Source organism: Serratia sp. BNK-12 (assembly GCF_047456085.1).
In the GTDB taxonomy this organism is placed as follows: domain Bacteria; phylum Pseudomonadota; class Gammaproteobacteria; order Enterobacterales; family Enterobacteriaceae; genus Serratia; species Serratia liquefaciens.
Genome location: NZ_CP179896.1, coordinates 3,749,764 through 3,763,849, shown reverse-complemented (window position 1 = coordinate 3,763,849; position 14,086 = coordinate 3,749,764). Strand labels below are relative to the sequence as shown.

At 57.2% G+C, this 14,086-nt stretch carries 13 protein-coding genes; 7 read left to right on the top strand and 6 right to left on the bottom strand.

Annotated elements, in window-relative coordinates; genetic code table 11:
- The 4 genes from ACMGG1_RS17510 to ACMGG1_RS17495 all read right to left on the bottom strand — a co-directional run bounded on the left by ACMGG1_RS17510 (position 1) and on the right by ACMGG1_RS17495 (position 3,467).
- Positions 1-426, bottom strand: coding sequence for a PAS domain-containing protein (locus tag ACMGG1_RS17510; RefSeq protein ID WP_020825779.1), 426 nt, complete (start codon positions 424-426; stop codon positions 1-3).
- 208 nt (positions 427-634) lie between these two features.
- A complete protein-coding gene (gene dld / locus ACMGG1_RS17505) occupies positions 635-2,353 on the bottom strand; it encodes a D-lactate dehydrogenase (protein ID WP_414160901.1) in 1,719 nt (572 codons plus the stop codon).
- Positions 2,354-2,472: 119 nt separating this feature from the next.
- A complete protein-coding gene (map, locus tag ACMGG1_RS17500) occupies positions 2,473-3,267 on the bottom strand; it encodes a type I methionyl aminopeptidase (protein ID WP_046374205.1) in 795 nt (264 codons plus the stop codon).
- Positions 3,264-3,467, bottom strand: a complete 204-nt coding sequence (locus ACMGG1_RS17495) for a ParD-like family protein (protein WP_020825782.1) — start codon at positions 3,465-3,467, stop codon at positions 3,264-3,266. The genes map and ACMGG1_RS17495 overlap by 4 nt, the downstream gene beginning before the upstream one ends.
- A gap of 167 nt (positions 3,468-3,634) precedes the next feature.
- Between ACMGG1_RS17495 and ddlA the strand changes: the two genes are divergently transcribed.
- A complete protein-coding gene (ddlA, locus tag ACMGG1_RS17490; protein ID WP_020825783.1) occupies positions 3,635-4,738 on the top strand; it encodes a D-alanine--D-alanine ligase in 1,104 nt (367 codons plus the stop codon).
- 36 nt (positions 4,739-4,774) lie between these two features.
- Here the strand turns inward: ddlA and ACMGG1_RS17485 are convergent, their stop codons facing one another.
- Both ACMGG1_RS17485 and ACMGG1_RS17480 read right to left on the bottom strand, forming a co-directional pair.
- Positions 4,775-5,554, bottom strand: a complete 780-nt coding sequence (locus ACMGG1_RS17485) for an ABC transporter substrate-binding protein (protein WP_020825784.1) — start codon at positions 5,552-5,554, stop codon at positions 4,775-4,777.
- 42 nt (positions 5,555-5,596) lie between these two features.
- A complete protein-coding gene (locus tag ACMGG1_RS17480; protein WP_414160900.1) occupies positions 5,597-6,751 on the bottom strand; it encodes a pyridoxal phosphate-dependent aminotransferase in 1,155 nt (384 codons plus the stop codon).
- 265 nt (positions 6,752-7,016) lie between these two features.
- On the opposite strand from ACMGG1_RS17480, the gene ACMGG1_RS17475 reads away from it, so the two are divergent.
- The 6 genes from ACMGG1_RS17475 to ACMGG1_RS17450 all read left to right on the top strand — a co-directional run bounded on the left by ACMGG1_RS17475 (position 7,017) and on the right by ACMGG1_RS17450 (position 14,078).
- Positions 7,017-7,946, top strand: coding sequence for a LysR substrate-binding domain-containing protein (locus ACMGG1_RS17475; RefSeq protein WP_414160899.1), 930 nt, complete (start codon positions 7,017-7,019; stop codon positions 7,944-7,946).
- Between the two features lie 115 nt (positions 7,947-8,061).
- A complete protein-coding gene (gene bglX / locus ACMGG1_RS17470) occupies positions 8,062-10,359 on the top strand; it encodes a beta-glucosidase BglX (RefSeq protein ID WP_414161457.1) in 2,298 nt (765 codons plus the stop codon).
- Positions 10,360-10,546: 187 nt separating this feature from the next.
- Positions 10,547-11,587, top strand: a complete 1,041-nt coding sequence (locus ACMGG1_RS17465) for an ABC transporter substrate-binding protein (RefSeq protein WP_048761328.1) — start codon at positions 10,547-10,549, stop codon at positions 11,585-11,587.
- Positions 11,584-12,582: a FecCD family ABC transporter permease gene (locus tag ACMGG1_RS17460; RefSeq protein WP_048761331.1), complete on the top strand. Its 999-nt coding sequence runs from the start codon at positions 11,584-11,586 to the stop codon at positions 12,580-12,582. The genes ACMGG1_RS17465 and ACMGG1_RS17460 overlap by 4 nt, the downstream gene beginning before the upstream one ends.
- A complete protein-coding gene (locus tag ACMGG1_RS17455; protein ID WP_046374199.1) occupies positions 12,575-13,354 on the top strand; it encodes an ABC transporter ATP-binding protein in 780 nt (259 codons plus the stop codon). The genes ACMGG1_RS17460 and ACMGG1_RS17455 overlap by 8 nt, the downstream gene beginning before the upstream one ends.
- Complete coding sequence (locus ACMGG1_RS17450) at positions 13,347-14,078, top strand: substrate-binding domain-containing protein (RefSeq protein ID WP_129940105.1); 732 nt, start codon at positions 13,347-13,349, stop codon at positions 14,076-14,078. The genes ACMGG1_RS17455 and ACMGG1_RS17450 overlap by 8 nt, the downstream gene beginning before the upstream one ends.
- The last annotated feature ends 8 nt before the right edge of the window (positions 14,079-14,086 follow it).

The window sequence follows — 14,086 nt, the reverse complement described above, 5'->3', positions numbered from 1 at the left end:
TTACTTATCGTAGTGGTTGTCGAACTGTTCTTTGGAGAATTCGACGGAGTCGAAATCGGTCATCAGATCGTTGATCACACGGCGGATACTGATGTAGGCCTCGATTTTGCCCTGAGCGTCATAGAGTGGTTGCACGGTGGTGTCGACCACATACAGCACGCCACCCTTGCCAACGTTGGGAATGATGCCGGTCCAGATATTTCCGGCTTTAATGGTATCCCACATCTCTTTATAGATGGCCTTGGGGACGGAAGGGTGACGCACGATGTTGTGGGGTTGCCCCACCAGTTCTTCCCGGGTAAAGCCGGTGAGCTGGCAAAACAGGTCGTTGACATAGGTGATGGTGCCTTGCAGGTCGGTGGTGGAGATCACCATCACTTTGTCTAGTGCAGACAGCAGTTGGGCGGAATCGAGGGTCTGGCTCATGGTAGGTTCCTTCTCATTAATTTTGCGGTGAACGTCACGGCAGATGTCACGTATCCGTCATGACAAATTTGTTATTGATTCTTATTTACACCGCATAATAATCAGCAGACTTTAAAGTTGCAATAAAAATGCATCTTTTAGATTGCAAAAGAGGGAAGCATCTTGAAGGAGGGCTCGCCCGTACAGCGGCGAGCCGGAGGGAAGAAGGTTATTGACCGTTACCGGCCCAGTGCTTCCGCTTGCTGGTTTTGCCCAAACCGGGGTTAAAGCTGTTGGTGGGATCGGCGCTGCGGTAGAACGCCTGCAGATCCGGCTTGGCGGTGTACAGATGGCCGACGTTATGTTCCGCCGGGTACTCCGCGCCGCGTTGGTTGAGGATCTCCAACATCTTTTCCTTGAGCACATGGCTGTCGACGCCTTTTTTCACCACATAATCCTGATGGAAGACGTGACACATAAAGTGGCCGTAATACAGCTTGTGCACCAGTTGGCTGTCGATTTCCGGCGGCAGGGTTTCGAACCAGTCGGTGTCGTTGCGGCGCAGCGCGATATCCAGCGCCAAAATATCCTCGACCTTGTCGGCGTGCACCGCATGGTAACGCACCGCGGCTCCGGCGGCGGCAAAGCGGTGCAGGAAAGCTTTCTTGCCTTCATCCGGGGTGCAGACGAAGAACGCCCCGTTGGCCTGAGCAAAGTATTGGCTCAGGTACTGCTGCGCCTCTTCAACGCCCGGCCCGGCCATTTTCAGCAGCAGGTGGTGTTCAAAGCGCTCGCGATACTCTTTCATGCGTTTAGGCAGGTGGCTGGGCGCCAGATGGCTCAGGCCCTGCATCAGGCGGTCGGTCAGGTTATGCGGCAGCAACGGCAGCTTGTTGAGGCTGGCGTCCATGCGGCCTTTCAGAGTGAAGAAGGTCGGCATCTGATCGGTGCCGAGCTTATCGATCATCATAAAGGTGTCTTTGCCGTACACTTCGGCGATATCAAAAATATCCCGGTGCATGTATTCGCCGGCAACCGGCAGGTTGTCAAACTTGCTCAGCATGTGGCGGCGCAGTTCGGTCAATACGGCAGTGTCGTTGGTCCCGATGTAAAACACCTGCTCTTTGCCTTCTTTCTCGAAGGTGTCCAGCCGCACGGCAAATACCGCCAGCTTGCCTGCGCAGCCGGAGGCTTCGTACAGGCGGCGCTTGTCGGCGTTAAAACGGGAGGGCGTATCGGCATCAACGTCGCGTACGCGGCTGGCGTATTCATTGTCGGAGGCACGCAGTTCGCCGTGCTCGACATCTTCCGGCCGGTAGTCGCCTTTCTCCAGGCGGGTAAGGATCTCTTCCGGCGTGTCCCCGAGGTTAATGCCCAGATGGTTAACCAGACGCAACTGACCGTCTTCACCCAGTTGGGCGTACAGCGCCATCTCGGTATAGGCAGGGCCGCGTTTGACCAGTGAACCGCCGGAGTTGTTGCACACGCCGCCGATCACCGAAGCACCGATGCAGGACGAGCCAATTACCGAATGCGGTTCGCGGCCATAAGGCTTGAGCAATTTTTCCAACTGGTTGAGCGTACTGCCGGGGAAGCCGACCACCTGTTTGCCATTGTCCAGCACCTGCACATGGTTGAGCCGCAGGGTGCTGATAATGACGATATCACGGTCATAGTCGTTGCCGCTGGGCGTTGAACCTTCGGTCAGACCGGTGTTCGCCGCCTGCATGATGACGATTTTATCGGCGGAGACGCAGGCCTCAAGCAACTGCCACAACTGCAGCAGGCGTGTCGGGAACACCACCGCCAGCGCCTGGCCCTCGCCGGAGCGGAAGCCCTTGCGGTAACGTTCGGTGCTGCGTTCACCGGTCAGCAGCTGCGGGCCACCGACGATGCTTTTGAGTTTACTGAGAAACGCCTGGTTGGTGGCGCTGGTGGACTGCGTCATGCCGATCTCCCTGTCGTCCCCATCGTTTTCCACCGGGCAGCCTTGTCGATTGCCCGGTGAAATCCATGAGGTGATTAATTTAGTAAGTCATTAACTTGGTAGCTTAATGGCTTAATAACTTAGTATCGTTCTTTGTAACCAGCCTGGCGCTCTTCGTCGCGCAGCGTCAGGATTTCCACGCCGTCGGCGGTGACCGCCACGGTGTGCTCCCACTGGGCAGACAGCTTTTTGTCGCGCGTAACCACTGTCCAACCGTCTTTCTTTTGCTTGATGCGGTGGTCGCCCTGATTGATCATCGGCTCGATGGTAAACACCATGCCTTCCTGCAGTACCATTCCGGTACCCGGTTTGCCAAAGTGCATTACCGCCGGCTCTTCGTGCATCTCGCGGCCGATACCGTGGCCGCAGTACTCCCGCACGATGCTGTATCCGGCCTGTTCTGCATGCTGTTGAATTGCATGGCCGATATCCCCCAGCGTCGCGCCCGGTTTCACCACGCGGATGCCTTGCCACATCGACTCATACACGTTATTCACCAGCCGTTTGGCCAGCGGCGTGATCTGCCCAATGCAGTACATTTTACTGGAGTCGGCAATATAACCGTCGTGTTCCAGCGTAATGTCGACGTTAACGATCATGCCGGAGCGCAGTATTTTGCTGACCGACGGAACGCCGTGACAGATCACTTCGTCAATCGAGGTATTGAGCACATAGGGAAAACCGTACTGTCCTTTTGTAGACGGGCGTGATTTCAGCTCATCAACGATAAAGGCTTCGGCGCGGTCGTTAATCTCCATCGTGGAGATACCTTCGACTATCACCTCATCGAGCATAGCAAACACCTTTGCCAGCAGCGCGCCAGAGTGACGCATTTTGACAATCTCTTCCGGTGTTTTGATCACAATCTGTTTCACCCGACAATCTCCTTTAACGTCATCGCGTTATCTTTCATCATTTTTTTTACCAGTTGGGGATAGGTCAGTTCCGGATGGAACTCCGCCAGCATGCCGATCTTGATCCAGTATTCCGCCTGCGCGTTGATCGAACGCGTCATCGTCAGGCTGGCGAGGCGCAGATCGTCATGCAGCGCGTCTGAAATTTTCACAATGCCCATAGGCTGCTCCTCAGTGAGTAATATACGAAGTGTATACGTTTTGGATGGTCGCAATTTGGCATTCCGTGGGGTGGTCATTTTCAGGGTTGCAACGATTGCTGCCACGGGGCAATGCGTTTATTGTGATAAACGACTTTTTTGCCATGATTTTTCAGAAGGATTAGGGCGTGACCAAATTACGTGTTGGGGTGATCTTCGGCGGTAAATCGGCGGAGCATGAGGTTTCACTGCAGTCGGCAAAAAACATTGTGGATGCCATAGACAAAGAGAAGTTTGACGTCACATTGCTGGGGATAGACAAGCAGGGGCATTGGCACATCAACGATGCGTCCAACTACCTGCTGAATGCGGAAAACCCGGCGCTGATTGCGTTGAACCGCTCAAATAAAAATGTAGCGCTGATCCCCGGTCAGGAAAAACAGCAGTTGATCGAGTCAGGCAGCGCCGGTGCGCTGGGCCAGCTCGACGTGGTGTTCCCGATAGTGCACGGCACGCTGGGGGAAGACGGTTCATTGCAGGGGCTACTGCGGATGGCGAATTTGCCGTTCGTCGGCGCTGGCGTGCTGGGGTCTGCGGTCAGCATGGACAAAGACGTCACCAAACGCCTGCTGCGTGATGCCGGGCTGGCGGTCGCGCCCTTTGTAACCCTGACGCGCAGCAACCGCGCCAAATTCACGTTTGAACAGCTCAGCGAACGCCTGGGGCTGCCGCTGTTTGTTAAACCGGCTAACCAGGGTTCTTCGGTGGGCGTCAGCAAGGTGCAGGATCGCGCCGGCTATGAGGCCGCAGTGGCGCTGGCGTTCAGTTTCGATCACAAGGTGCTGGTGGAGTCGGCGATTGTCGGCCGCGAAATCGAGTGTGCGGTGCTGGGCAATGATGATCCGCAGGCCAGCCTGTGTGGCGAAATCGTGCTGAGCGACGCCTTCTATTCGTACGACACCAAATACATCAACGAGCAGGGTGCTCAGGTCGTGGTACCGGCGGCGATTACGCCGGAGGTGAGCGACAAAATCCGTGAGGTGGCGCTGAAAGCCTTCCGGGCGCTGGAATGTTTCGGTTTGGCGCGCGTGGACGTGTTCCTGACGCCAGACAACAACGTGGTGATCAACGAGATCAACACGCTGCCGGGCTTCACCAATATCAGCATGTATCCCAAACTGTGGGCCGCCAGCGGCATCAGCTATAGCCAACTGATTACCCGTCTGATTGAGCTGGCGCTGGAGCGCCATCAGCAGGATCGTGCGTTGAACAGTTCGGTATTCGATCGCTAAAACAGTCAGGGGCGAAGCGATTTTCGCCCCTGATTTTTACTTCACCGTTACGTCAATATCGCCAAAATATTTCTTCGCCAGCTCGCTCACCGTGCCTTGCTGCTTCACTTTGACGATCGCCTCATTCAGTTTTTTCTTCAGCGCCTCATCGCCTTTACGCAGGCCGAAAGCAATGCCCTCGCCAAGGATTTTGTCGTCGCTGACCGCATCGCCGACGAAGGCAAAGCCCTTACCGTCCGGGTGCGCCAGGAAGCCGCTTTGTCCCGACGGGGCCATCACCAGCGTGGCGTCGAGACGCCCGGCGGTCAGGTCCAGATAGGCCTGGTTCTGATCCTGATAAGACACCACGTCCACGCCCTGCGGCGCCCAGTGAGCCTTGGCATAAGTCTCCTGAATCGAGCCTTGCAGCACGCCGACGTGTTTGCCTGCCAGCGAGGTGGCGTTCGGCAACAGGCCGCTGTCGGCCTTGGCGATCAGGCGGTTCGGTACCTGATAGATTGAATCGGTGAAGTCGATGGCCTGGCGACGCTGATCGGTGACGTTCATCGCCGAGTTGATGGCGTCAAACTTGCGCGCCTTCAGCGCCGGGATCAGGCTGTCGAAAGAGGTTTCAACCCAGCTGCATTTCAACTGGGCGGCGGCGCAAACGGCATTGCCCAGATCGATATCAAAACCGACGAGCTGACCGCTGGCAGATTTGGATTCAAACGGTGGGTACAGCGCTTCCAGGCCAAAACGCAAGGTGTTTTCCGCCGCCAGCGTGGAACCGGCGGCCAGCAGACAGCCTGCGGCGATCAACGTTTTCAGTGATTTCATATTCAGAGCCCTTTTCCCATGGTCAAAGCAAAAGTGAATGCATTACACCTGACACAGACGGCGTGCGCCCTCCAGCAGGGTCTGGTTATCTTTTGAAAAACTCAGTCGAATAATGCCGGTATTGGTGCCGTCGCTGTAGAACGCCGACAGCGGGATAGTGGCGACTTTGGCTTCGCGGATCAGACGCACCGCAAAATCGTTGTCGCTTTCGCTGCTGAAACCGCTAAAGCGGGCCAGCATAAAGAAACTGCCACGGCTGGGCAGTAATTCAAAGCGCGAATCTTGCAGGGCGTTCGCCAGCAGGTCGCGTTTTTGCTGGTAGAAAGCCGCCAGCCCTAAATAACTTTGCGGGTTAGCCAAGGCTTCGGCGAAGGCGTACTGCATCGGGGTATCGGCGGAAAACACCATAAACTGGTGTACCTTGCGGATCTCGTCCATCAGCGCCGCCGGTGCCATGCAGTAACCGACGCGCCAGCCGGTGACGTGATAGGTTTTACCAAACGACGAAACGATCACGCTGCGTTCGGCCAGCTGCGGGTGGCGTGCCATGCTGTGATGAATATCGCCGTCGAACACCACGTGTTCGTAAACTTCGTCGGACAGAATGACGATGTCGGTATTGCGAGTCAGGGCGGTCAGCCGTTCGATATCATGTTCACCGAATACGCTGCCCGTTGGGTTGTGCGGGCTGTTGACGATGATCATCCGCGTTTTGCTGTTGATGGCCGCAGCGACCTCATCCCAGTCAATATGCAGATCTTCCAGCGACAGTTTAATCGCCACCGGAGTGGCGCCCTGCAGACGCACGATCGGCGCATAGCTGTCGAACGCCGGTTCAAAATAGATCACCTCATCGCCAGGGTGCACCAGTGCGCTGATGGCGGAATACAACCCTTCGCTGGCGCTGGCAATGACCGTGATTTCTTCGTCGGCGTCATAGCGTGTGCCATATAAACGTTCAACTTTATCCGCCAGCGCGATACGCAATGCTGCCACGCCGCTCATCGGTGCGTACTGGTTATGTCCTGCACGCATGGCTTGCGACACTGCCTCTACCAATTGCGGTTCGCAGGCGAAGTTTGGCGCGCCCTGCGACAGATTCAGGGCCTGATGTTCGGCGCTAAGCTGGCCGATAACGGTAAAAATAGTGGTGCCGACGTCCGGCAACTTCGAGCGTAGTGCGCATGCGCTCTGCATGAGTGGCTCCAGGGGATAGGGGGATATCGCTTGATTAAGCATCAATGACGGTAGGCCAACAAGGGAAAGTTTGTCATACTTGCCATGCACTCAGATCATGACTGATTCCCCTTCATTCTTGAAACGATCTCGGCGTTGGCTGCGCTCACTTACCCGAATCACTGACTCATGTCAGCTCATCGGGTTGCGTTCACTGGCCGCCTTGATGTCGTTCCAATTATTTGGGGGAATCCTTGGAATTTCAGGGGATATCAAGGAACTCGCCATGTCGTCATCACTGCCGTCGCTCGACGTATTGAAAACCTTTTTGGTGGTGGCCCAGCGCCTTAATTTCACCCACGCCGCTCAGAGCCTGCACCTGACGCAGGGCGCGGTCAGCCGGCAAATACTGGGGCTGGAACAGCATCTGGGTTATCCGTTGTTTAGCCGTCGCGCGCGTGGCCTGACGTTGACACCGCAGGGAGCCATGCTGTTGGCCCCGGTGCAGCAAGCCCTGGGACAGTTGGATGAGGCGCTGAGCAGAATCGGGGCGCAGCCGGGGACCTTGCGGATCAAGTGCCCGACCTGTGCCATGCGCTGGGTGTTGCCGCGTATTATCCGGCTTCAAAACGAGCGACCGGAAATGCATATTGAGCTGACCGCTTCGGTATCGCACGGGCTGGATTTCGCTGCGGAACACTTCGATACCGCGGTGGTGTTCGGCCAGCCGCAGGGCAAAAAACTGACGGTGCATCATCTGTTCGATGAAATTCTCACGCCGGTCTGCACGCCGACTTACCTGCCCGATTTATCTCGCCCGCCGACGCCGGCCGATCTGGCGGAGAAAACGCTGTTACATCCCACGCGCGATCGCCGCGATTGGCTGCTGTGGCTAAAGGCGGCGGGGCAGGAAGCGCTGCCTTCCGGTAAGGCGCAGCATTTCGATACGCTCGATCTGGCGATGAGTGCGGCACTGCAGGGTTTTGGCATCGCCATCGGTGATTTATGTTTGCTGGAGGAAGACATTCAGGCGCAGCGTATCGTTACGCCGTTCCCACTCAGCGTGCTCAGCGGTGCGGCTTACTATCTGGTCTATCCTGAACGAGCAGTGCAATCGCCGGCATTAACTACGCTGGTGGATTTCCTGGGCGATGAGGCGGCGCAAAGCCGCACCCGGCTGAAAAACTATCGCCCGGCCCGCGCTAATAGCTTGTAACCTTTAACATTACAAAGTATTTCTGCGGTGAAAAGGAGTATGGCACACTGCCTTTTCACATCGATTAATCATCTCCGCCGCGCTCTGCGACGGGAGCATGCCTGAGATAAAAAATATGAAATGGCTTTGTGTGGTGAGTATGTTGTCCGGTCTGGCCATCAGCCCGGTTTTTGCACAGGAAAACGCCGTAACGCAAGGCGTTAATGCCCAGCAGCGCGATGCCTTTGTTTCCAACCTGATGAAGCAGATGACGCTGGAAGAAAAAATCGGCCAGCTGCGGTTAATCAGCGTCGGCCCGGATAACCCGAAAGAGGCGATCCGCGACGGCATCAGCAAGGGGCAGATTGGCGCCATCTTCAACACCGTCACCCGGCCGGATATCCGCGTTATGCAGGATCAGGCGATGCAGCTCAGCCGCCTGAAAATCCCGCTGTTCTTTGCCTATGACGTGGTGCACGGCCAACGTACCGTGTTCCCAATCAGCCTCGGGTTGGCGGCCAGCTTTGATCTGGAAGCTATCGCACTCAGCGGTCGAGTGTCGGCGCAGGAAGCCAGCGATGACGGCCTGAACATGACCTTCTCGCCGATGGTTGACATCACCCGCGATCCGCGTTGGGGCCGGGTCTCTGAAGGCTTCGGTGAAGACACCTGGCTGGTATCCAAAATCGCCAAGGTGATGGTGGACGCCTACCAAAACGGTGACCCGTCCAAGCCCGGCTCAATCATGGCCAGCGTGAAGCACTTCGCGCTGTACGGCGCTACTGAAGGCGGCCGCGACTACAACACCGTCGATATGAGCCCATTGCGGATGTATCAGGACTATCTGCCGCCCTATAAAGCGTCGGTGGAAGCCGGCAGCGGTGGCGTCATGGTGTCGCTCAATTCGGTGAACGGCATTCCGGCCACTGCTAACCCATGGCTGCTGAAGGACCTGCTGCGCGATCAGTGGGGCTTCAAGGGCATCACCATCAGCGACCACGGTGCGATCAAAGAGCTGATAAAACACGGTGTGGCAGCGGACGCGCGTGATGCAGTACGACTGGCGATCACCTCTGGCGTCGACATGAGCATGAGCGACGAATATTACGACCAATACCTGCCGGGGCTGGTGAAAGACGGGCTGGTGTCGGAAAGCGACATTGACCGTGCCTGTCGCGACGTGTTGAACACCAAATATGATATGGGCCTGTTTAAAGACCCTTACACCCATCTTGGCCCGGCAGGTTCCGACCCGCAGGACACCAATGCCGAAAGCCGCCTGCACCGTGCCGAAGCGCGCGTGATCGCGCGTAAGACTATGGTGCTGTTGAAGAACGACCGGCAGACATTGCCGTTAAGCAAACAGGCGACCATTGCGCTGGTCGGGCCGATGGCCGACAGCCAGCGTGACGTGATGGGCAGCTGGTCAGCGGCTGGGGTAATCAAACAGTCGGTGACCCTCCGCGAAGGGCTGGAACGTGCGGTGGGCGACAAGGCGAAAATCCTCTATGCCAAGGGGGCCAACGTCACTCAGGACAAGAGCATTATCGACTACCTGAACGAGTATGAGCCAGCGGTGGCGTTTGACACCCGTCCACCGCAGCAGATGATTGACGAAGCGGTACAGGCGGCGAAGAAAGCCGACGTGGTGGTAGCGGTGGTCGGGGAATCGCAGGGCATGGCGCATGAAGCGTCCAGCCGCGCCGATATTACTATCCCGCAAAGCCAGCGCGACCTGATCGCAGCGCTGAAAGCCACCGGCAAGCCTTTGGTATTGGTGCTGATGAACGGCCGGCCGCTGGCGCTGAGTTGGGAAAGCCAGCAGGCGGATGCGATGCTGGAAACCTGGTACAGCGGTACCGAAGGCGGTAATGCGGTTGCCGACGTGCTGTTTGGCGATTACAACCCGTCGGGCAAGTTACCGATGACCTTCCCGCGTTCGGTCGGTCAGATCCCGATGTATTACAACCACCTGAACACCGGCCGTCCGTTCGGCAAGGAAAACCCGGGCAAATACACCTCGCGCTACTTTGACTCGCCAAACGGTCCGCTGTATCCCTTCGGTTATGGCCTGAGCTACACCAGCTTCAGCCTGTCGGACCTGAAACTTTCCAGCCCGACAATGGCGCGCAACGGCAAGATCACCGCCAGCGTCACGCTGAAGAATACCGGCAAATATGATGGTGCCACCGTTGTGCAGCTGTACCTGCAGGACGTGACCGCCTCGGTCAGCCGCCCGGTGAAAGAGCTGCGCAACTTTAAGAAAGTGATGCTGAAAGCGGGCCAGGCGCAGACGGTAGAATTGCCTGTCACCGAAGACGATCTCAAGTTCTATAACGCCAGCCTGAAATGGGGCGCGGAACCGGGCAAGTTTAACGTGTTTGTCGGCCTGGACTCTGACAACGTACAGGCACAGAGCTTTACGTTGAAGTAATCCCCCTCTCTGACCCTCTCTCATCGCGGTGGGAGAGGGTTTGCGTTGCTTTTGAGATCCCAAGCCCTTCAACGCATAACCGTTCTGCTTTCGCACGGAAAATCCCGTTGTTTTGATCCCGCTGATTGTTTCGCCACAGCTATCGCTATATGATTTTATATATAACGATAGCTCACCGGAAACCCCCATGTTCAAACGCTTGTTGCTGATTTTTATTCTTTTCTCTTCCGCCGCACAGGCGGATCGCCAGGTCACCGACCAACTCAACAGACAGGTCACATTGCCCGATACCATCACCCGCGCGGTGGTGCTGCAACACCAGACGCTGAACCTGCTGGTGCAGCTCGACGCGCTGCCGCAGGTGGTGGGTGTGCTCAGTAGCTGGAAGAAACAGCTGGGGCCGAATTATCTGCGGCTGGCACCTGGGTTGGCAAAAATGCCGATGCCGGGCGATCTCACCTCGGTGAACATCGAAAGCCTGCTCAGCCTGCACCCGCAGGTAGTGTTTGTCGCCAACTATGCACCACCGGAAATGATTGCCCAGATTGAACGGGCCGGTATTCCGGTGGTGGCTATTTCGTTGCGCCGTGAGGCGGCGGATCAGGCCGGGAAAATGAACCCGGTACTCAATGATGAAGATCAGGCCTATAACCTTGGCCTGCAGGACGGTATCCGCCTGATCGGCACGGTAATGGGGCACCAGCCGCAGGCAGAAGCGATGATCCAGGACGTTTTTCAGCAGAGAACGCTGGTGGCCGACCGGCTGCGAGACCTGCCTGCGGACCAACGGGTTCGGGTGTATATGGCCAATCCGGATTTAACCACTTATGGATCGGGCAAATACACCGGACTGATGATGCAGCACGCCGGTGCGCTAAACGTGGCGGCGAAGGATATTCAGGGTTTTAAGCAGGTATCGATTGAAGACGTGCTGAAGTGGAACCCGGCGGTGATTTTCGTTCAGGAGCGTTATCCCGAGGTGGTGCAGCAAATCCTCAGTTCGCCGCAGTGGCAGGGGATTGACGCGGTAAAAAATAAACGTGTCTATCTGATGCCGGAATACGCCAAGGCCTGGGGCTACCCGATGCCGGAAGCGCTGGCGCTGGGTGAACTCTGGATGGCGAAAAAGCTGTATCCGCAGCGTTTTAGCGACGTCAATTTGCAGCAGCGGGTGGATGCCTATTACCGGCAGTATTATCGCAGCAGCTGTTGCCAGAGCGAGCAATGAGGCTTGGCTGGCTGCTCCTGCTGACGTTGCTTTGCGCGCTGCTGTCGTTGGGGATTGGCCGTTACCCGGTATCGGCAGCTCACAGTCTGATGATCCTGCTCGAGCCGTTGACCGGCCCGAACGGTGCTATCGATGCGGTTCAACGTCAGGTGATTCTGGGGGTTCGCGTACCCAGAGTGTTATTGGCGATGGGGGCCGGCGCCTCTCTGGCCCTGTGTGGCGCCGCGCTGCAGGGGGTATTTCGTAATCCGCTGGTGGATCCGCATATCATCGGTGTCTCTTCCGGTGCAGCCTTTGGCGGCACGCTGGCAATTTTACTTAGCCTGCCGATGGCCGCGCTGTTGCTGTCTGCATTTGTATTCGGCATGGCGGCGTTGCTGCTGATTTTTGCCATTACCAGCGCCATCGCCCGGCGCAATATTTTGTCGCTGGTGCTGGCTGGGGTGATCCTCAGCGGCTTTTTCTCCGCCTGCGTCAGCCTGTTGCAATACCTGGCCGATACCGAAGAGAAACTGCCGAGCATCGTGTTCTGGCTGCTGGGCAGCTTCGCCACCGCCGACGACAATAAACTGTTGATGCTTTTCCTGCCGTTGTTGTTGGCCGGCGGGCTGTTATTGGCATTGCGCTGGAGAATCAATTTGCTGTCGATGGGGGATGAGGATGCCGCTGCACTGGGCATTAACGTCGAGCGCACCCGCTGGTTGATCCTGACGCTGTGCGCCGCGATTGTCGCCGCACAGGTGGCGGTCAGCGGCAGCATTGGCTGGGTCGGGTTGGTTATTCCGCACGTTGCCCGGCTGCTGGTTGGCCCCGATCATCGTCGTCTGTTACCGGCTTCTCTGTGTTTGGGGGCGTTGTATATGGTGTTGATCGACGATTTGGCACGCACGCTGAGCAGCAGTGAAATTCCGCTGGGCATTTTAACGGCATTGATTGGCGCACCGTTGTTTGCGTTGCTGTTGCGCCGTGCGCAACTGAGAGGTTGGCATGGCTGAGACATTACTGACGGTTAAAGATCTCAGTTTTGGTTGGCCCGGCCAAGCGCCTTTGTTTAACGCGCTGAGCCTGCAATTGTCGCGTGGCGAAGTCTTGGCGGTACTGGGCCCCAACGGGCGCGGTAAAAGTACCCTGATGCAGCTGTTGCTCGGCACCCTGCCGCTGCAACAGGGGGCGGTTGAATGTGCCGGCGGCATCGGTTTTGTGCCGCAGCATTTCACGGCGCCTTTTGCCTATCGGGTGCTGGATATCGTGCTGATGGGGCGAGCGCGTTATGTGGGGTTGTTCCGCTCTCCTTCGGCGCAGGATCATCGGCTGGCGAAAGAAGCCCTGCAGTCGCTGGATATGTTGGGCTTTGCCGACCGCGAATTTGGCAGTTTATCGGGCGGACAGCGGCAACTGGTGCTGATTGCCCGCGCACTGGCGATGAGCTGCGAGGTACTGATACTGGATGAACCCACTTCGGCATTGGATCTTCATCACCAGGATCGGGTGCTGAGCCTGATCTCGTCACTGGCGCGGGAACGACAGATGGCGGTGATGTTTTCGACCCATCAACCCAACCATGCTCATGCGGTGGCCGATCGTGCCTTGCTGCTGGGGGCCGAGGGACAGCATCAAATCGGGCCCTGTGCCAGGGTGCTGACGGCCGAGTGCTTGTCGCCACTGTTTGATTTGGCGATTGAGCGGGTGGCTTTGCAGATTGAGGGGCGGCAGTTTGAAACGCTGGTGCCTTTATATCGCAGTCAAAGGGAGCGTCATCATGAGTAATCTTCTGCTGTTTGCCGCCGGTAGCCTGCGTGTGGCATTTGGGCCGCTGCTGGCCGCGTTTCAGGCACAAACCGGCGAGGTTGTAGATGCGGTATTTGGTCCCGCAGGCCTGCTGCGTCAGCGCATTGAAGCCGGTGAACGGCCGCATGTTTTCGCTTCGGCCAATCTGGCGCATCCGCAGCGATTGGTCGATCTGCATTTATCGCCACGGGTACAAACTTTTGCCCGTAACCGGTTATGCGCGACGGTACGTAATATTGCCGGACTAACAGAACGCCCGTTGTTGGCGGTACTGCTGGACTCGCGTTGGCGGGTGGCGACCTCCACGCCGGGTGCCGATCCTTCCGGTGACTATGCGCTGCAATTATTTGAACGTATTGAATCCCTGGCGCCGGGGCAGGGGACAGCCCTGCGGCAACGGGCTTTGGCTCTGGTGGGTGGCCCAGATTCGGCGCCGTTGCCGATGGACCGGCCGGCGGCTGAGTATCTGCTCAACAGCGGGCAGGCGGATATCTTCCTCGGTTACGCCAGCTATGGTGCGGCGTTGGCAAGGTTTCCCGAGCTGGTGGTGCGGCAGTTACCGCCTTCGCTGACGATTGAGGCCGACTACGGTCTGTGTCTGTTGGATGGACGGGCACAGCCCTTGGCCGAGTTTATTCTGGCGGAACAGGGGCAGGCGATACTGCGTGAACAGGGGTTTTTACCTGCCAACCTGGTGAGCTAATGGCTTAT